At 67.4% G+C, this 16,909-nt stretch carries 19 protein-coding genes; 15 read left to right on the forward strand and 4 right to left on the reverse strand.

The window, feature by feature from the left end:
* Positions 1-223: 223 nt before the first annotated feature.
* The 13 genes from ACN9MU_RS03130 to ACN9MU_RS03190 all read left to right on the forward strand — a co-directional run bounded on the left by ACN9MU_RS03130 (position 224) and on the right by ACN9MU_RS03190 (position 12,136).
* On the forward strand, positions 224-397 hold the full coding sequence (locus ACN9MU_RS03130; RefSeq protein WP_426167385.1) for a Flp family type IVb pilin: 174 nt from the start codon (positions 224-226) through the stop codon (positions 395-397).
* A gap of 46 nt (positions 398-443) precedes the next feature.
* The gene (locus ACN9MU_RS03135; RefSeq protein ID WP_426320436.1) at positions 444-881 is read left to right on the forward strand and encodes an A24 family peptidase; all 438 of its coding nucleotides are present in this window, start codon (positions 444-446) and stop codon (positions 879-881) included.
* 66 nt (positions 882-947) lie between these two features.
* Positions 948-2,237: an ATP-binding protein gene (locus ACN9MU_RS03140; protein WP_426167389.1), complete on the forward strand. Its 1,290-nt coding sequence runs from the start codon at positions 948-950 to the stop codon at positions 2,235-2,237.
* Positions 2,234-3,091 (forward strand): Flp pilus assembly protein CpaB, encoded by an 858-nt coding sequence (gene cpaB / locus ACN9MU_RS03145; protein ID WP_426167391.1) that lies wholly within the window; start codon positions 2,234-2,236, stop codon positions 3,089-3,091. Before ACN9MU_RS03140 ends, cpaB begins: the two co-directional genes overlap by 4 nt.
* 9 nt (positions 3,092-3,100) lie before the next feature.
* Positions 3,101-4,474, forward strand: a complete 1,374-nt coding sequence (locus ACN9MU_RS03150) for a type II and III secretion system protein family protein (protein WP_426344147.1) — start codon at positions 3,101-3,103, stop codon at positions 4,472-4,474.
* On the forward strand, positions 4,471-5,874 hold the full coding sequence (locus ACN9MU_RS03155; protein WP_426167395.1) for a pilus assembly protein TadG-related protein: 1,404 nt from the start codon (positions 4,471-4,473) through the stop codon (positions 5,872-5,874). The genes ACN9MU_RS03150 and ACN9MU_RS03155 overlap by 4 nt, the downstream gene beginning before the upstream one ends.
* Positions 5,871-6,308, forward strand: a complete 438-nt coding sequence (locus tag ACN9MU_RS03160) for a hypothetical protein (protein WP_426320444.1) — start codon at positions 5,871-5,873, stop codon at positions 6,306-6,308. The genes ACN9MU_RS03155 and ACN9MU_RS03160 overlap by 4 nt, the downstream gene beginning before the upstream one ends.
* A complete protein-coding gene (locus tag ACN9MU_RS03165) occupies positions 6,298-6,858 on the forward strand; it encodes a TadE/TadG family type IV pilus assembly protein (protein ID WP_426320446.1) in 561 nt (186 codons plus the stop codon). The genes ACN9MU_RS03160 and ACN9MU_RS03165 overlap by 11 nt, the downstream gene beginning before the upstream one ends.
* 22 nt (positions 6,859-6,880) lie before the next feature.
* Complete coding sequence (locus ACN9MU_RS03170; RefSeq protein WP_426320448.1) at positions 6,881-8,056, forward strand: AAA family ATPase; 1,176 nt, start codon at positions 6,881-6,883, stop codon at positions 8,054-8,056.
* A 13-nt stretch (positions 8,057-8,069) separates the two neighbouring features.
* Entirely contained in the window at positions 8,070-9,413 is a 1,344-nt protein-coding gene (locus ACN9MU_RS03175; RefSeq protein ID WP_426167403.1) for a CpaF family protein, read from the forward strand.
* 9 nt (positions 9,414-9,422) lie between these two features.
* Positions 9,423-10,400 carry a type II secretion system F family protein gene (locus ACN9MU_RS03180; protein ID WP_426167405.1) on the forward strand — a complete coding sequence of 326 codons (978 nt, stop codon included), beginning with the start codon at positions 9,423-9,425 and terminating at the stop codon, positions 10,398-10,400.
* Positions 10,397-11,332: a type II secretion system F family protein gene (locus ACN9MU_RS03185; protein WP_426167407.1), complete on the forward strand. Its 936-nt coding sequence runs from the start codon at positions 10,397-10,399 to the stop codon at positions 11,330-11,332. Before ACN9MU_RS03180 ends, ACN9MU_RS03185 begins: the two co-directional genes overlap by 4 nt.
* Before the next feature lie 9 nt (positions 11,333-11,341).
* Entirely contained in the window at positions 11,342-12,136 is a 795-nt protein-coding gene (locus ACN9MU_RS03190; protein ID WP_426167409.1) for a tetratricopeptide repeat protein, read from the forward strand.
* A 33-nt stretch (positions 12,137-12,169) separates the two neighbouring features.
* Here the strand turns inward: ACN9MU_RS03190 and ACN9MU_RS03195 are convergent, their stop codons facing one another.
* Both ACN9MU_RS03195 and ACN9MU_RS03200 read right to left on the reverse strand, forming a co-directional pair.
* The gene (locus ACN9MU_RS03195) at positions 12,170-12,928 is read right to left on the reverse strand and encodes a GIN domain-containing protein (RefSeq protein ID WP_426344148.1); all 759 of its coding nucleotides are present in this window, start codon (positions 12,926-12,928) and stop codon (positions 12,170-12,172) included.
* Positions 12,929-12,962: 34 nt separating this feature from the next.
* Positions 12,963-13,160: a hypothetical protein gene (locus ACN9MU_RS03200; protein WP_426167413.1), complete on the reverse strand. Its 198-nt coding sequence runs from the start codon at positions 13,158-13,160 to the stop codon at positions 12,963-12,965.
* Between the two features lie 202 nt (positions 13,161-13,362).
* Here ACN9MU_RS03200 and ACN9MU_RS03205 point away from each other — a divergent pair, with 202 nt between their 5' ends.
* Both ACN9MU_RS03205 and ACN9MU_RS03210 read left to right on the forward strand, forming a co-directional pair.
* Entirely contained in the window at positions 13,363-14,388 is a 1,026-nt protein-coding gene (locus tag ACN9MU_RS03205; RefSeq protein ID WP_426344149.1) for a sensor histidine kinase, read from the forward strand.
* Positions 14,385-15,143, forward strand: coding sequence for a LytR/AlgR family response regulator transcription factor (locus ACN9MU_RS03210; RefSeq protein WP_426336828.1), 759 nt, complete (start codon positions 14,385-14,387; stop codon positions 15,141-15,143). The genes ACN9MU_RS03205 and ACN9MU_RS03210 overlap by 4 nt, the downstream gene beginning before the upstream one ends.
* Here ACN9MU_RS03210 and ACN9MU_RS03215 read toward each other — a convergent pair.
* Together ACN9MU_RS03215 and ACN9MU_RS03220 are read right to left on the reverse strand one after the other, a co-directional pair.
* Positions 15,140-16,216 carry a tartrate dehydrogenase gene (locus ACN9MU_RS03215; protein WP_426336829.1) on the reverse strand — a complete coding sequence of 359 codons (1,077 nt, stop codon included), beginning with the start codon at positions 16,214-16,216 and terminating at the stop codon, positions 15,140-15,142. The genes ACN9MU_RS03210 and ACN9MU_RS03215 overlap by 4 nt on opposite strands.
* Positions 16,213-16,908 carry a DUF2461 domain-containing protein gene (locus tag ACN9MU_RS03220; protein WP_426167421.1) on the reverse strand — a complete coding sequence of 232 codons (696 nt, stop codon included), beginning with the start codon at positions 16,906-16,908 and terminating at the stop codon, positions 16,213-16,215. Before ACN9MU_RS03220 ends, ACN9MU_RS03215 begins: the two co-directional genes overlap by 4 nt.
* Position 16,909 lies beyond the last annotated feature (1 nt).

Genomic DNA, 16,909 nt, shown 5'->3' on the forward strand with positions numbered 1-16,909 from the left:
TTTTGTATTCTCGGCAATTAACTTTGCGCACTTTCATGTAAAAACGCGACCTCATTGCAACACAGCTTCCATGCCTCCAGTTTGACATAGAACACCGCACAGCGAGAAAAAGTTCTGTGCGGAAAGCTTGCGCAATATCAACTTGTTCGTAGGAATGGCTCCTATAGTAAAGCCAATGATGCGCAGCCCAGGCGTCAGAGTTTTCCTAGCGAAGGAGATCATCATGAAAGCACTTTCGGCAGTGAGGCGGTTCATCAGGGATGAGCGGGGCGTGACGGCAATCGAGTATGGCCTGATCGCTTCGCTGATTGCACTGGCAGTAGGCACGGCAATGACCAGCGTCTCGAACGAGCTGAAGGCCGTGTTCAACGACGTGGTCGATGCACTGACGCCTTGATGGGGTGGCTGGCGCCCGGCGGCGGCCGGGCAGCCAGCCTTTTACCATGAGCGGACTCGAAATCATCCTGCTGTGCCTGGTGCTCCAGGCGGCAGCGTCGGACCTGGCCTGGCGCCGGATCCCCAACGTGCTGGTGGCGGCAGGCTTGCTGCTGGCGCTGGCACTCCACTGCTACCTGGGCGGCAACAGTGCGCTGCTGGCGCAGGGGCTGGCCGGCGCGACAGTGGGCCTGCTGTTGTTCCTGCCCTTCTATGCACTGGGCGGCATGGCCGCCGGCGACGTCAAGCTGGCGGCCATGGCAGGCAGCTTCGTCGGGCCCTGGCAAGCGCTGCAGCTTGCCCTGCTGAGCGCGCTGGCAGGCGGGGTGCTGGCGCTGTTCTGCCTGCAACTGGCGCGCTGGCGCGGCGCCAAGGCGGAAGGCATGCCGTATGCCGTGGCGATTGCGGCCGGCACCTTGGCCAGCGTTGCATTGGCGCATCGCTGACCTTTGCTCCGCCTCAATATCCAACCGGAAACCCATGGCTATCATCGGTTCCAACAGGAGGACACCATGATCGATTTTGCAGACGATGAACAGCCGCTGTTGCCAAACCCGCCGCGCACGGTGCGCGACACCGGCCTGGAACCGGCCATGCTGGCCGAGCTGGCGGGCAAGGCCTTGCTGGGCGCCGGCAAATGCCACCTGTCGGTGCTGACCAGCCGCCTGCGCCTGTCGATCAATGTGCTGCGCGAAGTGCTCGACGGCCTGCAAGGCGAGCAAGTGGTGGATGTGGCGTGGCGCGGCGATTCCGATATCGACGTGCAGTACCAGCTCACCGGCATCGGCCGCCAGCGCGCAGCGGAATGGCTGGACCGCTCGCCCTATGTCGGCCCGGCGCCGGTCCCGCTCGAAGCCTGGCGCGCCCAGCTGCAGCGCCAGGCCTTGCAACTGCCGCCGGTGCTGGCGGCCGACGTGGCCAGCGTGTTTGCCGACGACTGCCTGCCGCCGCGCATCCATGAACTGGTGGGCGCCGCCATGCATGCCGGACGTTCGGTCTGCCTGTACGGGCCTTCCGGCAGCGGCAAGACCACCCTGGCGCGCAAGCTGGGCCGCCTGCTGCAAGGCGTGGTGGCGGTGCCGTATGCGGTGGCGGTAGGCAGCGCCATCATCCAGCTTTACGACGCGGCGGTGCACCTGGCGCCCCTGCCCTTGCCGGGGCGGCCTGCCGGCGCACGCAGCGGCGACATGCGCTGGCTGCTGTGCCAGCGCCCCGTGGTGCAGCTGGGCGCGGAGCTGGATGGCGCCATGCTGGACTTGCGCCACGATCCTGCCGGCGGCTGCTACCTGGCGCCGCCCCAGCTCAAGGCTTGCCACGGCCTGCTGATCATCGATGACCTGGGCCGCCAGCGCGTGCCGGCTGCCGCGCTGCTGAACCGCCTGGCACAGTTGCTCGATAGCGGCACCGACCAGCTTGCGCTGCCAGGCGGCCATGCCTTCAGCGTGCCATGCCAGGCGGCGCTGGCCTTCGCCACCAACCTGGCGCCGCACACCCTGCTTGATGGCGCGGCGCTGCGCCGCATCGGCTACAAGGTGGCGCTGGGACCGCTGCCGGAAGCCAGCTACCGCAGCCTGCTGCGCCAGCAATGCCGGGCGCGCGGCATCGAGGCCGACGAAGCGGCGCTGGCCTACCTGGTCGGCGAACTGCACCGGGGCAGCGGCCAGCCCTTGCTGGCCAGCCTGCCGCGTGAAATCGTGGCGCGCGTGGCTGAATTCGCCGGCTTTGCCGGCACCGTGCCGAGCCTGAATCCCGCCACGCTGGACCAGGCCTGGTCCAGCATGTTTGCCGATGGTGCCGTATGAAGGGCCGGCGCGGCTTGCTGATGCTGTCCCTGGCAGCGGTGCTGGGCCTGGCCGCCGTGCTGCTGGCCTCGCGCTGGCTGCGCCAGCCCGCGACGTCCACCGTGCGCATCGCGGTGGCGGCTGCCGATGTCGGCCTGGGCCAGCGCCTGGCGCCGGACATGCTGGCGCTGGCCGAGTGGCCGGCCGGCAGCATGCCGGCCGGCGCCCAGCGCGAGCCGGCGGCGCTGGCGGGCCGCGTGTTGAAAGCCAGCGTGCAGCGTGGCGAGCCGGTGACGGAGGCCAAGCTGGCGCCGGCCGGCACGCTGGGCGGCCTGTCGGCCCTGATCGCGGAAGGCAAGCGCGCCATCACGGTGCGCGTCAACGACGTGGTGGGCGTGGCCGGCTTTGCCCTGCCGGGGAATTTCGTCGACATCCTGGTGTATGCGCCGGCGCAGCACAACGGCAGCAACGGCGTCAATGAAACGGCCGTGTCGAAGATCGTGCTGGAACGGATCCTGGTCCTGGCCGTGGCACAGGAAGTGGCGCGCGACGACACCAAGCCGCGCGTGGTCAATGCCGTCACGCTGGAAGTCACGCCCGCCCAGGCCGAGCAGCTTGACCTGGCGCGCAGCGTCGGCACGCTGTCGCTGGCGCTGCGCAACCAGGTCGACCCGCAGCCGGGCGCCACGCCCGGCGCCACGCGCCATAGCGTGCTTGGCACCGGGATGGCGCCGGCCCCGGCAGCCACCGCCGCTGCCGCGCCATCAGCTGCGGCGCCGCGCCTGGTGCGGGCTGCCTTGCCTCCCTCCGCCGAGCCGGCGCGCTATTGCATCGGCGTCATCGACGGCAACCGCAGCAGCAAGGAATGCCTGTGAGGAGGCGCCATGCGATCCGCACCTACCTGCCTGCCAGCCGCGCTGGCCCTGACCCTGTCCCTGCTCCCGGCCGCATCCGCGCTGGGCGATAACCTGCACTGTGCCGGTTCGCCCGCCGTTCCCGGCAAGCTGGCGCTGGAACTCGGCAAATCAACCCTGATGCGCCTGCCCGACACAGTGAGCGGGCGCAGCATCGGCAACCCGCACGTGCTGCAGGCAACGCTGGTGGCGCCCGATACGCTGTACCTGGTCGGCACGGATATCGGTAGCACCAACCTGATCGTGCAGGGCCGGTCCGGCGCTTGCAGCGTGGTGGAAGTGGCGGTGGGCCTGGATGTCTCGCCGCTGCGCGCCAGCCTGGCGGAGCTGCTGCCGCAGGAGCGCGGCATCAAGGTCAGCGCCGCAGCCGACGCCATTGCCCTGAGCGGCAGCGTGAGCGACGGCGCCACCCTGGCGCAAGTGCTGGACCTGGCGCAAGCGTTTGTGCGCCAGGCGCCGCAGCCGCTGGCGCGCAAGGAAGGCGCGCCGGCGCAAGCGTCGGCGCCTGGGCCGCGCCTGGTGAACCTGCTGGCTGTCAGCGCACCGCAGCAGGTCAAGCTGGAAGTCAAGGTGGCGGAAGTGTCGAAGACCCTGCTCGACAAGCTGGAAGCGGGCCTGGCGTTGCGCCATGCCAGCGGCAGCTGGACGGCGATGGTGCTGGCCGACTTCCTGAGCGGCACGCTGGGCAGCGGCCTGTCGCTGTCGAAATCGAACGGCAGCAGCGTGCGGCTCGAAGCGGAACGGCAGGATGGCCAAGTGCGCATCCTGGCCGAGCCGACGGTCATGGCCATGAGCGGGCAGGAAGGCAATTTCCTCGCCGGCGGCAAGGTGATGGTGCCGGTGGCGCAGGAAAACAACCGCATCACGCTGGAGGAAAAGGAATTCGGCGTCGGCCTGAAATTCACCCCCACCGTGCTGGCCGGCGGCCGCATCAACCTGAGGGTGGCGCCGGAAGTGTCGGAACTGTCGCGCGACGGCATCGGCGTCAGCAACGGCAGCTTCAGCGGGCGCGCCATCTTCCCGCTGATTACCACGCGCCGCGCCAGCACCACGGTGCAGCTGCAGGATGGCCAGAGCTTTGCCATCGGTGGCCTGATCCGGCATACCCAGGTCAACAACATCAAGGGCGTGCCCTTTCTCAGCGAGATACCAGTGCTGGGCGCGCTGTTCCGCAGCACCGACTTCCAGAACGACCGCAGCGAACTGCTGTTCGTCATCACGGCCCACCTGGTCAAGCCGGAGGGCGAGGGCGCGGGGCTCGATGGCGCGGCGGCGGCGGCGGCCCAGGCGCGCTACCGCAAGTCCTACAGCGAGCCGGCGCCGGACACGGGGGAACGCAAATGAAGCGCAAACATGAGCGCGGCGCGCTGCTGGTCATGACGGCCCTGGTGCTGCCGCTGGCGATCGGCGTCTGCGGCCTGGCGCTGGAGCTGTCGATGGCCTTCCAGCGCCAGAGCCAGTTGCAGCAAGTTGCCGATACGGTCGCGCTGAGCGCGGCGCAGCAGCTGGATGGCAGCGCGAGCGGCATTGTCATGGCAGGTTCCGCCGCCAGCGTGGTGGTGGCGAACCGCCAGGTGCGCGGTGTGGGACGGGTCTGGCTCAATACCGCCGTGCTGTCGTTTGCTGCGGGCCCGGACGGCCCCTGGCTGGAATACAGTGCGGCCCAGGGCGCGCCCGGTGAGTTGCGCTATGCGCGCGCCGACATGGCCGCGCAGGGGGAAGCCTTCACCATGCTGCCGGTTGCTTTCGGCCGCCTGCTGGGCGGCAGCGACGCCACGACGGTGGGAGCGCGCGCCGTGGCCGGGCCGAATGGCCTGCGCGTGCTGCCGCTGGCGATCTGCGCGCCGAGCAGCAGCGCGGTCGCCACCCGCTACAACGGCCCCGGCCTGGACGAACGCATCGAGTACGGCCTGCGTTTCGGCGTCGCCTACAACCTGCTGGCCCTGAACCCGGCGCCGGGCGCCAGCAGCGGCGAGTACTTCCTGGTCGACCCGGCCAGCCCGCCCGGCAGCCCGGCGCTGCCGTCCAGCACCGACAGCAGCCAGGTGGCGCCGTTCATGTGTGCCGGCAAGCTGGCCTACAACTCGCTGGCCGGCGCGCTGCATGTGCGCCGCAACGCCGGCTTCGACCTGTGGCAGCAGCTCAACTCCCGCTTCGGCAGTTACGGCGGCAGCGACGGCTGCGACCCTTACACGGCGCCGCCGGACAGCAATGTGCGCGAGTACCGCGGCGCCCTGGCGAGCTGGATCAGCAGCTACCCGCCGCAGGCTGCGGCCGCCGCCAGCACGCCCGCGGCCGGCAAGCCCCTGGTGAGCGTGGCCGACGGCGCCTATCCCTTGCCGGCCATCCCCCCGGCGCAGTACGGCACGCTGTGGGCCTACGGTCCCGCCAGGCGCAGCAACAACAGCAACTTCCAGTTCTCCCATTGGAACAGCCTGTATCCCGGGTCGCCGGCATTCAGCGCTACCGGCACCAGCTGGCCAGCCGGCGGCGTGTACAACAACACCGGCTTCATGACCGCGCCCACCGGGAACCCGGGCCGCAAGGACCGGCGCCTGCTCTACGTGCCCCTGCTGGCCTGCCCGCTTCCGGCTGGCGCGAATGTGGACGGCACGGTGCTGGCGGTAGCGCGCTTCTTCATGACGGCCCAGGCCTCGGCCACCGAAGTGCCGGGCGAGTTTGCCGGCATCCTCAGCGCGAAGGAGGTGGCAGCGCTGGCAACCGATGTGGAGCTGCTGCGATGAAGCGCCTGCGCTGCCGCGGCGTGGCCGCCATCGAAGCCGCCCTGGTCATGGCGGGGCTGGCGCCCTTGCTGGCGCTCGCCCTGAACATGGGACACCTGGCGATCGATGGCGCGGCGGCGGACCGGGCCGCCAGCAACGCCGCGCGCTTCCTGTCCCAGGTGCCGCTCGAGAGCCTGCGCGACAGCAGCCGGCGCACCGTGGCGCTGGACAGCGCCCAGCAGATGATCGGGCAAACCCTGTCCGCCGCCAACATCGGTCCCCAGGCATGGCACGTCGAGTTCATGTGCGATATCGGGCATTGCGACCAGCTGTTGCCGGGCATGGTCCCGAGCAAGATCGGCGTGATGCTGACCGTCGAAAGCCAGGCCGTGGTCGAACTGGGCCATCCCGCGGTGAACCTGGTCGTGTACGCGGAGGCCGGCCGTGACAACTAGGACAGCCCGCCGGCGCGGCAGCGCCACCGTTGAATTCGGCCTGGTATGCGCGGTGTTCATGCCCATGCTGTTCGCCATCTTCGAATACGGCCGCCTGCTGTTCGTGTGGAACACGCTGCCCGAAGTGACCCAGCGCGCGGCGCGTGCCGCCGCGATCACGGACTTCAGCAATCCGGCGGCCATGCAGGCGCTGCGCCAGGCGGCGCTGTTTCGCAGCGATGACGGCGCGCTGCCGCTGGCGCCCAACGTCAGCAGCGCCAATATCCGCATCGAATACCTGTGGCAGGACGCCGCCGGCGTGCTGGCGCCGCTGCCGCTGCTGCCGGCCTGCCCGCTGGCCAACCGCATCAACTGCGCGCGCGATCCACATGGCCCGGCTTGCATCAGCATGGTGCGGGTGCGCCTGTGCGGCAGCGGCGCCGCCTGCACCACGCTGGCTTACGAGCCCTTGCTGCCGATGGTGCCGGTACCGGACCTGATGCCTTCTGCCACCACCCTGGTGCCTGCCGAGTCGCTGGGTTACACGCCGGGCCAGGCGCCTTGTCCCTGAACCTGCACGCAAAGGAGGTCCCATGAAAGCGCTGTTGATCAGCAATGACGAACGGTTGCAGGCCGAACTGGCGGCGCAGGGCTCGGCGCGCCTGCCGGCGCTGCAGCTGGCAGCCACGCGGCGCGACCTGCGCGATGCGGTGGAACGGCTGCTGCCGCAGCCGCCCGAACTGGTGCTGTTCGATGCCAGCGAGGTGGAGCCGGCCCAGGCCGAGCTGCTGGAACCGCTGTCGCGGCATTATCCCGACACCTCCTTTATCCTGCTGACGCGCGCGCCGCAGCACGAGTTGCTGATCCGCGCCATGCGCGTCGGCATGCGCGAAGTGCTGCAACTGCCGCTGGTGCATCGGGCCCTGCACGAAGCGCTGGACCGCATCGAGATCGAGCGCGGCGTGACCGCCGTACGCGAGGGCAAGGCGCTGGCCTTCATTTCCTGCAAGGGCGGCAGCGGGGCCACCTTCCTGGCCACCAACTTCGGCTATGCGCTGGCGGCGCTGGCCGGGCGCAAGGTGTTGCTGCTCGACCTGCACGGCCAGTTCGGCGACGCCACGCTGTACGTGTCGGACCAGAAGCCGGCCATGACCCTGTCCGATATCTGCGGCCAGATCGGCCGCCTCGACGCGGCCTTCCTGGAGTCGTGCCTGGTGCACGTGGCGCCCGGCTACGGCGTGCTGGCGGCAGCCGACGACCCGGCGCTGGCGACCCAGATGAAGCCGGACCATATCGACGCCATCCTGCGCGTGGCGCGCCAGCATTATGACTACGTGCTGCTGGACGTGGGGCGCCAGATCGATGCCCTGTCGCTGCGCGCACTGGACCAGGCGGACGCCATCTACCCGGTACTGCAACTGGCGCTGCCCGACATCCGCGATGGGCGCCGCCTTCTCGACATCTTCCGCTCGCTCGGCTATCCGCAGGAGCGCACGCGCCTGATCGTCAACCGCTACGAGAAGGGCGGCAAGCTGCGCCTGGCCGACCTGGAGCAGGCGCTGGGCGCCGACGTGCTGCATACGGTGCCGAACGACTACCTGTCCGCCACCGACTCGGTCAACCAGGGCATTCCGCTGCTGCAGCTGGCGCGCAGCAGCCCGGTGGCGCGCAGCCTGGCGGAACTGGTGGAGGCGGTGACCGAACGCCGCCTGCCCGAGAGCAAGGGCTTGTTCGACCGGCTGTTTGGCCGCGCCGAAACCGAACATTGATGGGGAGCCGACCATGAGCTTGCGAGAACGCCTGGCGCTGGGCGATGAAAAACCGCAGGCGCCGAGCGCACCGGCGATGGCCGACGGCGCCTACCAGGAGCTGAAGAAGTCCATGCACCAGATGATCCTGGAGCGCATCGACCTGGAGCGGTTGAAGCGCCTGACGCCGGAACAGTTCAAGCACGAACTGGCGCTTCTGGTGGCGCGCATCGTGGAGGACGAGCGCATCGTGCTGAACCAGGGTGAACGCCACAAGCTGGTGCTCGACATCCAGAACGAGATGCTGGGCTTCGGCCCGCTGGAGCCCCTGCTGGCCGATCCCGGCGTGTCCGACATCCTGGTCAATACCCATGCCCAGGTCTACGTCGAGCGCACCGGACGGCTGGAACTGACCGGCATCAGCTTCCACGACAACACGCACCTGATGAAGATCATCGAAAAGATCGTGTCGCGCGTGGGCCGGCGCGTGGATGAATCAAGCCCGATGGTCGACGCGCGCCTGCCGGACGGTTCGCGCGTCAACGCCATCATCCCGCCGCTGGCGGTGGACGGGCCGATTCTGTCGATCCGGCGCTTCTCGGCGCAGCCGCTGTCGATGGAAAAACTGCTGGAGTTCAAGAGCCTGACGCCGCCCATGTCGGAAGTGCTGAAGGCGCTGGGCCAGGCGCGCCTGAACGTGCTGATCTCCGGCGGCACCGGCAGCGGCAAGACCACGCTGCTCAACGTGCTGTCCGGCTTCATCCCGGCCAGCGAACGCATCGTGACCATCGAGGACGCGGCGGAACTGCAACTGCGCCAACCGCATATCGTGCGCCTGGAAACGCGCCTGCCGAACGTGGAAGGCAAGGGCGAGGTGACGCAGCGCGCGCTGGTGCGCAATGCGCTGCGCATGCGTCCCGACCGCATCATCCTGGGCGAAGTGCGCGGCGCCGAGGCGATCGACATGCTGCAGGCCATGAACACGGGCCATGAAGGCTCGTTTGCAACGATCCACGCCAACTCGCCGCGCGACGCGCTGTCGCGGCTGGAGAGCATGGTCGGCATGGCAGGCGCCAACCTGACGCCGCGCACCGCGCGCCAGCAGATCTGCTCCGCCATCACGGTGGTGATGCAGCTTTCGCGCCTGACCGACGGCACGCGCAAGCTGGTCAGCCTGCAGGAAGTCACCGGGATGGAGGGCGACACCGTGGCCATGCACGAGATTTTCCATTTCGAGCAGACCGGTGTGGATGCCCAGGGCAAGGTGCAGGGCCATTATTTCGCCACCGGCGTGCGGCCGCGCTTTGCCGAACGCTTGCGCATGTTCGGCGTGCCGGTGCCCGACAGCGTTTTCGATCCCGGCAAAGTCTACGAATAGGAGGCGATCATGGATTTCGCCTGGACTGCATTTTCCGTGCTGCTGTTCGCCGCCGTGATCTGCCTGTGCGAGGGTGTCTGGCTGTGGTGGAGCAGCACGCACGGCAACAGTGCGCAGCGCATCGCGCGCCGCCTGCGGTTGATGTCGGGCCGCACCGAGGGCGCGGGCGGCGGCATCAGCATCCTCAAGGAGCGCCGCTACGCGAACTCGCCGGGGCTTGATGCACTGCTGCGGCGCATTCCGCACATCGGCGCGCTGGACCGGCTGCTGCTGCAATCCGGCCTGCGCTGGCAGGTGGCGCGCCTGCTGCAGGTCCAGGGCGCCGCCGCGCTGGCAGGCTTGCTGGCGCCTGCCGCCTTGCACATGCCGCCGCTGCCATCGGCCATTGTCGGCCTGCTGTTCCTGGCAGCGCCGTGCGTGGCGCTGCTACGCGCGCGCGCCGCACGCATACGCCGCATCGAGTCGCAACTGCCGGAAATGGCCGACTTCCTCGCGCGCGGCCTGCGTGCCGGCCATTCCTTTGCCAACGTGATGCAGATGGCGGGCGACGAAGTGGCCGATCCGCTCGGCGGCGAATTCCGCGTCACTTACGAGGAGGTGAATTTCGGCGTCACCATGCAGGACGCCCTGCACAACCTGGCTGCCCGCGTGCCGCTGACCGATTTGCGCTACCTGGTGATCGCGGTGCTGATTCAGCGCGAATCCGGCGGCAACCTGGCCGAGCTGCTGGACAATGTGTCGCGCATGACGCGCGCGCGCCTGCAACTGCTGGCGCAAGTGCGCGTGATGTCGGCGGAAGGCCGCATGTCGGCCTGGGTCCTGACCTTGATGCCGCTTGGCCTGATGGCCGCGATGCAGGTGACCAATCCGAAATACAGCTCGGTGCTGTGGCAGGACCCGAACGGGCAGCGCATGCTGTGGTACGGGGCATGCGCCATGGTGGTAGGCATGGTATGGATGCGCCAGGTGATCAGGGTGCGCGTATGAGCGGCGCCGACCTGTCTGGCATCCTGTTCCTGCTGCTGGTGTTTGCCGTGGTGGCAGGCCTGGCGCTGTGGGCCATGCTGGCCCTGTCCGGCGTGCCGCTGCGCGAGCGCCTGAAATCCTTCACCAGCGCCAGCGAAACGACGCCTGCGCCCGGCCAGGGCGAGTGGATCGAAAAAGTGGCGCGCGTGGCGGAGCCGTTCAGCCGCCTGTCGCTGCCCGAAGATGGCTGGGAACAGTCGGCGCTGCGCACGCGCTTCATGAATGCCGGCTGGCGCCATCCCGCTGCACCAAAACTGTACTTTGCCGCCAAGACCTTGCTGGCGCTGGCCTTGCCTGCGCTGGTGGCAAGCCTGGCGGGACGTAGCGGCAACCTGCTGCTGGCATTGTTTGCCAGTGCGGCCATCGGCTACTACCTGCCAAACGGCGTGCTGGCGCGCCGCGCCGAACTGCGCCAGCGCGATATCTTCGAAAGCCTGCCCGATGCGCTGGACTTGCTGACCATCTGCGTCGAGGCGGGCCTGAGCATGGAACGCGCGCTGGCAAAAGTTGCGGGCGAAATCCACATCAAGAGCCTGCCGCTGGCACAGGAGCTGCAGCTGGTGCTGATGGAAATGCGCTCCGGCTTTTCCAAGGAGCGCGCGCTGCGCAACCTGGCCCTGCGCAGCGGCGTGGAAGATGTCGATGCGCTGGTGGCGATGCTGGTTCAGGCCGAGCGCTTCGGCACCAGCATGGGCGATTCCCTGCGCGTGCACGCCGACAACCTGCGCCGCAAACGGGCCGTGGTGGCGCAGGAGGCGGCCGCCAAGGTCGCGCTCAAGCTGTTGTTCCCGCTGATCTTCTGCATTTTCCCGGCGCTGATGATCGTGTTGCTGGGGCCCGCATCGATTCAGATGAAAGCCGTATTCCATCCTGTGGCGCACAGCGCGCGTTAGGAGCTTGCCATGCGTAAGACGATCATTGCTGCCTGTGTGGGGATGGTGGCGGCCTGCAGCACGCCGGTGCTGCCGCCGCCCCCCGCCATCGTGGCGGCCACGCCGCCTGCTGCGCCGGCGCCGGCTGCGCTGGCCAGGGATGGCCGCTATGAAGAGGCCATTGCGTTGCTGGAACAGCGTGCGCGGCGTACGCCTGGCGCGGCCCTGCTTGGCGACCTTGGCTACGCCTACTACCTGGGCGGGCACCTGGAGGAGGCGCGTGCCGCACTGGAACGTGCCTGCCTGATGGCGCCATCCAGCCCGGTTGCCTGGGAACGGCTGGCGGCGCTGCTGGAAACGACCGGCGACAGCGGCCGCGCGCTGGAAGCCATGCGCCATGCGCGCCTGTTGCGCGAAGCTGCGAGCGAGCCTGGCGCCGGCACGCAGGCCGCGTCCGGAAGCACGCCCGGCAGCGGCCTTTGGCCGGCGGGCATGGCGCATGTCGAGGTGCGGCAAGTCAGCGCCGGGCTGGTCGAAGTCGCGCGAGTGGAAGACAAGGCGCCGCCGCCGGTACCGGCGCCAAACGCGCCCACGCGGCTGGAAGTCAGCAACGGCAACGGCATTCGTGGCATGGCGGCAGTGGTCGCGCAGCGCTTGCGGGCGGAAGGGATGCAGGTGGTGCGCCTGACGAACACCATCCCCTTCAACGTGGAAGAGACGCGGGTCGAAATACGCGGCAGCGGCGAGCCGCAACTGCGCATCGTGCTCGGCAAGGATGCGGCAATAAAAAAGCCGCCCGGGGTTAGCGGGCGGCAAGCACCGTGAAACAACTCACGAGTTGGTAGGGAAACTTTGGCGTCAGTTCCAGGACACGCTGCCCAGGCCGCGTGCGGTGGACTGGCGGTTGGCCGGCTTGCCGTACACCGTTGCCGAACCCATGCCGGAGAGGCGCAGGTTGGCGGAAGTCCTGGCGTTGAAGGTGGCGCTGCCAAGGCCGGTCATGTCGGCATCCACGCTCTCGCTTTGCAGCTGCTTCGCATCGAGGCTGCCGATGCCGCCCAGTTTTGCGTAAAGCTGCTTGCTCTGGCCGGAGATCGCGATCTGGCCGGCGCCTTTCAGGTTCAGGTCCACCACGTCAGCCTGGGTATCGCTGACGGTCATGCTGCCCACGCCGGTCAGGCGTGCGTCGACTTTCTTGAAGCGCGAGGCCATGTTCACGGCGCCGGCGCCTTCCAGGGAGAGGCGAACTTCATCGCCGTCGAATCCCTTCACTTCAGCCGAGCCCACGCCGGCGGAGACCAGTTCGCGCAGTTGCGGCAGCGTCAGTTCAGCCCTCAGGTTGCGCGGGCCGATGTGGATGCCACGCATGTTTTCGGTACCGATGCGGATGGTGTCGCCGTTCTGCGTCACCGTAATCTTTTGCAGGTAGCGCTTGTCGCCGGACAGCACCAGTGCCGGTGCGCCTTGCTTCAGCTTCAGGTCTACCACGCCATCCAGCACTACTTTCACGGGGCGGCCGTCGACAGTGCGCGCTTCGGTGATGATCTCGTCCGCGCGGGCGGCGCCGGCGGCGAACATCATGGCGGTCATCATCGTGGCGGTGAAAAGCTTTTTCATGTCGGGGCTCCGTGAAACTTCGATTGCGTTCGAATTACAGTGCAGCTTTTTCAGCAGCGGTCAGGCGCTTGGCGGTGACGGTCACCACGGGCATTGCCTTGGCTTCGGCCTTTGCCACGACGGCTGCCGGTGCGCTGTGTTTCAGCGGAGTGGCGGCGGTGGCGAAGCCGGTTGCGCTGATCACGGCAACTGCTGCGAGGAAGATGTATTCCATGTTTTTGGCGATGTTCATTTTGCTCTCCATTCGGTTGGGTTAAGTTCATTTCGCGTTTCGTTGATTGAACTATAGATATGTGCGGTGTCCAGCACTACCGGTCTGCGACGAAATGCAGAAATGGCGACCTGAAATGCAGGAAAGCCGGTGTGACGAAGGCGGACGCCCGTGTGACGGGGGCTGTCGGCGCCTATGAAAAGGGCCGGTATACTATCCAGCCATGAGAACCTTGCATTTCCTACGTATCCTCGGCATCTGCGTGCTGGCATGGAGCGTCGTCTGCCTGACGGGCGCCGCCTCCTCTTATGGCTCGCTGCTGCAGCGCGGCGCCAACCCCTCCTATGTGGAGCTGCTGCGCGACTGGGGTAGTGCGCATGCCCTGATGGTGGTGTTCAGCGCCGTGCTGTATCTCGTCCTGGAACGCTGGCCGCAGTCGCTGGCCAGTGCGCGTGGGATAGTGCGCACCTATCTGCTGGTGCTGGTCCTGTTCCTGCCATTGGAGTGCCTGTTCGTCTCCCTGCAGCAGGAAAGGAGCTGGTTCGCCATCTTCCTCGAGCTGACCTGGACTACGTTCACCTTCGTTACCGTGGCCGGCCTCCGCATCTGGCAGATCCAGCGGGCGCGCGAGACCGACAACCTGACCCTGCGCCTGGAGCTGGAGCAGCAGCGCCTGGCCGCTCTGCGCGGGCAACTGGAGCCGCACTTCCTGTTCAACGCCCTGAACGCCGTCAGCGCGCTGGTACGCATGGACGATAAAGGCGCAACCCTGAGCGCCATCAGCCGCCTGAGCGGCCTGCTGCGCTACGCCCAGGCGGCAAGCTCGCGCGACTGGGTCACGCTGGCGGAAGAATTGCAGTTCGTGCGCGACTACCTGTCGCTGCAATCGATGCGCTATGGCGACCGGCTGCGGGTGTCGATTGAAGGCGACAGCGGGGCGGTGCTGGCCGCCGACTGCCCGCCTTTGCTGCTGCAGCCGCTGGTCGAGAATGCGCTGCGCCATGATCTGGACTGCCACGACGGTGACAGCGACATCACGCTGCGTTTTTCGGAGCAGGGCGGCATGCTGCATATCCATATCAGCAATTCGGTGCGCGATGTGCCGTCCAACCCGGGCATGGGAATGGGCCTGCACAATATCGAAGCGCGCTTGCGCATCGCCTGCGGCAGCGGCGCCGGCTTGCGCACCGCGCGTGCCGACGGACGCTTTGTCGCCGAGATCAATATGCCAATGTATTTCGCCTCATGAAGATCCGCGCCCTGATCGTCGACGACGAAGAACCCGGCCGCATCAACCTGCGCTACGGCCTGGCGCCGCACAAAGGCTGGCAACTGGTCGGCGAGTGCGCCAGCGCCGCGGCCGCGCGCGCTGCCCTGGCTGGGCAGGACGTAGATGTGATTTTCCTCGATATCCAGATGCCGCAGGAAGCCGGCCTGGCGCTGGCGCGCGAACTGGCCCGGCGCGAAGAACCGCCGCTGGTGATATTCGCCACGGCTTATAACGAGCACGCCATCGAGGCCTTTGAAGTGCATGCGCTGGACTACCTGCTCAAGCCTTTCGACGACCAGCGCCTGGCGCAGGCGCTGGAACGGGCTGCCGCCATGCTGGAGCAACGCCAGCGTGCGGCCTATGCGCGCGCGATGCGCGCCTTCGCCGAGCCGACGGCGCAGGCATACCTGCAGCAACTGAACGTGCGCTCGGTCGGCCGCATCGAATGCGTGCAGGTGGCGGAAGTGCTGTGGATCGAGGCTGCGGGCAATTACGTGGAGCTGCGCTTGCCGCAACGGCGCGTGCTGCACCGGGTGCCGCTGGCGCGGCTGGAGCAGCACCTGGACCCGGCCAATTTCCTGCGCGTGCATCGGCGTGCGCTGGTGCGGGTAGGTGAGGTGGCGTCGCTGGAGCGCGATGCCGAGGGCGCCAGCCAGCTGGTCCTGCGCTGCGGCGACCGCGTGCCGGTCAGCGAACGCTACCTGCCGGCCGTAAAGGCCTTGCTGGGCGCTTAAACCAGGGCGGCGATAGCCGCGCCCATCTCGGTGGTGGAGGCGCTGCCGCCCATGTCCGGCGTGCGCGGGCCCTGGACCAGCACGGTTTCGATCGCACGCATGATGGCGTCGTGCGCCTGGGTGTAGCGGGCGTCGCCGTTGCCGAGGAAATCCAGCATCATGGCGCCGGACCAGATCATGGCGACCGGGTTGGCGATATTCTTGCCGTAGATATCCGGCGCCGAACCATGCACCGGTTCGAACAGCGAGGGCAGGGTGCGCTCCGGGTTCAGGTTGGCCGACGGTGCGATGCCGATGGTACCGGCGCAGGCCGGGCCGAGGTCGCTCAGGATGTCGCCGAACAGGTTGGACGCCACCACCACGTCGAATCGCTCGGGGCTCAGCACAAAGCGCGCCGCCAGGATGTCGACGTGGTACTGGTCCCAGCGCACGTCCGGGTAGTTGGCCGACATGGCTTTCACGCGCTCGTCCCAGTACGGCATGCTGATCGCAATGCCGTTCGACTTGGTGGCCGAGGTCAAGTGCTTCTTTGGGCGCGACTGCGCCAGGTCGAAGGCGAACTGCAGGATGCGGTCGACGCCCTTGCGGGTGAAGACAGCTTCCTGCAACACGACCTCGCGTTCGGTGTGCTCGAACAGGCGGCCGCCGACGGAGGAATATTCACCCTCCGTGTTCTCGCGCACCACGTAGAAATCGATATCGCCCGGCTTCTTGCCGGCCAGCGGGCAGGGCACGCCTGGCATCAGGCGCACCGGACGCAGGTTCACGTACTGGTCGAATTCGCGGCGGAACTTGATCAGGGAGCCCCACAGGGAGATATGGTCGGGAACCGCATCCGGCCAGCCGACCGCGCCGAAGTAGATCGCATCGAAGCCTTTGAGCTGGTCGAACCAGTCGGAGGGCATCATCTGGCCGTGCTGCATGTAATAGTCGCAGTTGGCCCATTCGAAGGTGGTGAATTCCAGCGGCAGGCCAAACCTGGCTGCGGCGGCCTGCAGGGTGCGCAAGCCCTCCGGCATCACTTCCTTGCCGATGCCGTCGCCGGCGATGACTGCGATGCGATGGGTGCTCATGCTGCGTCGGCCTCCTCTTCGACAGGGGCTGAGCGCATCCACTGCACCAGCGGCCAGGCATCCTTGAAAGCGCCCACGATCATGCCCAGCAGCTCGTCCGGCTTGTTCAGCGGCAGCTTCACTTCCTGGTAGACGAAGAAGCTTTTCAGCTTGATGAACTCGATGTGCTCGTGCTCCGGATCGAAGCCTTTCGGCGGCCGTTGCAGCTTGTGTTCTTCGGTGATGGAACCGTAGCGCGCCTTCAGCGCCTTGTTGGCCAGCGCCTTCTTGAAGCCCTTGGCATCGTTGACCATGTGGTTGCGCAGGGCCTTCAGGCGGTGCGGCGGCGGAATGTATTCGCCGGCGCCGATGCCCAGCACGCCGTCAGGGCTGATCTGGAAATACCAGGTCGGGCCGCCCGCCATGCTGGGGCGGCGCATGTCGTTCGGCGCAATGGCGGCCGAGAAATGCGTCTTGTACGGGCTCTTGTCGTGGGCAAAGCGCACGTCGCGGTTGATGCGGAACATGGCTTTCTTCGGATTGCAGAACTTGACCTGGGCATCGAACTTGCCCAACTCCGCGATCACCTGGGTCACCAGCTCCAGGAATTCCTCGCGCAGGATGTCGTAGCGCGGCTTGTTCATCACAAACCACGGGCGGTTGTTGTTGTCGGACAGTTCCGTCAGGTAGCGGGTGAGGTCGCGCAGGTGCATA

This window comes from Pseudoduganella sp. R-32, assembly GCF_049913245.1.
Taxonomy (GTDB): domain Bacteria; phylum Pseudomonadota; class Gammaproteobacteria; order Burkholderiales; family Burkholderiaceae_D; genus Rugamonas.

What these genes read in the sequence shown, in the direction of transcription:
- ACN9MU_RS03200 (WP_426167413.1), bottom strand. Translation starts at nt 13,160, where the DNA reads ATGAACATCGCCAAAAACATGGAATACATCTTCCTCGCAGCAGTTGCC.
- ACN9MU_RS03150 (WP_426344147.1), top strand. Translation starts at nt 3,101, where the DNA reads ATGCGATCCGCACCTACCTGCCTGCCAGCCGCGCTGGCCCTGACCCTG.
- ACN9MU_RS03220 (WP_426167421.1), bottom strand. Translation starts at nt 16,908, where the DNA reads ATGCACCTGCGCGACCTCACCCGCTACCTGACGGAACTGTCCGACAAC.
- ACN9MU_RS03215 (WP_426336829.1), bottom strand. Translation starts at nt 16,216, where the DNA reads ATGAGCACCCATCGCATCGCAGTCATCGCCGGCGACGGCATCGGCAAG.
- ACN9MU_RS03205 (WP_426344149.1), top strand. Translation starts at nt 13,363, where the DNA reads ATGAGAACCTTGCATTTCCTACGTATCCTCGGCATCTGCGTGCTGGCA.
- ACN9MU_RS03210 (WP_426336828.1), top strand. Translation starts at nt 14,385, where the DNA reads ATGAAGATCCGCGCCCTGATCGTCGACGACGAAGAACCCGGCCGCATC.
- ACN9MU_RS03190 (WP_426167409.1), top strand. Translation starts at nt 11,342, where the DNA reads ATGCGTAAGACGATCATTGCTGCCTGTGTGGGGATGGTGGCGGCCTGC.
- ACN9MU_RS03130 (WP_426167385.1), top strand. Translation starts at nt 224, where the DNA reads ATGAAAGCACTTTCGGCAGTGAGGCGGTTCATCAGGGATGAGCGGGGC.
- ACN9MU_RS03140 (WP_426167389.1), top strand. Translation starts at nt 948, where the DNA reads ATGATCGATTTTGCAGACGATGAACAGCCGCTGTTGCCAAACCCGCCG.
- ACN9MU_RS03180 (WP_426167405.1), top strand. Translation starts at nt 9,423, where the DNA reads ATGGATTTCGCCTGGACTGCATTTTCCGTGCTGCTGTTCGCCGCCGTG.
- ACN9MU_RS03185 (WP_426167407.1), top strand. Translation starts at nt 10,397, where the DNA reads ATGAGCGGCGCCGACCTGTCTGGCATCCTGTTCCTGCTGCTGGTGTTT.
- ACN9MU_RS03135 (WP_426320436.1), top strand. Translation starts at nt 444, where the DNA reads ATGAGCGGACTCGAAATCATCCTGCTGTGCCTGGTGCTCCAGGCGGCA.
- ACN9MU_RS03195 (WP_426344148.1), bottom strand. Translation starts at nt 12,928, where the DNA reads ATGAAAAAGCTTTTCACCGCCACGATGATGACCGCCATGATGTTCGCC.
- ACN9MU_RS03175 (WP_426167403.1), top strand. Translation starts at nt 8,070, where the DNA reads ATGAGCTTGCGAGAACGCCTGGCGCTGGGCGATGAAAAACCGCAGGCG.
- ACN9MU_RS03155 (WP_426167395.1), top strand. Translation starts at nt 4,471, where the DNA reads ATGAAGCGCAAACATGAGCGCGGCGCGCTGCTGGTCATGACGGCCCTG.
- cpaB (WP_426167391.1), top strand. Translation starts at nt 2,234, where the DNA reads ATGAAGGGCCGGCGCGGCTTGCTGATGCTGTCCCTGGCAGCGGTGCTG.
- ACN9MU_RS03170 (WP_426320448.1), top strand. Translation starts at nt 6,881, where the DNA reads ATGAAAGCGCTGTTGATCAGCAATGACGAACGGTTGCAGGCCGAACTG.
- ACN9MU_RS03160 (WP_426320444.1), top strand. Translation starts at nt 5,871, where the DNA reads ATGAAGCGCCTGCGCTGCCGCGGCGTGGCCGCCATCGAAGCCGCCCTG.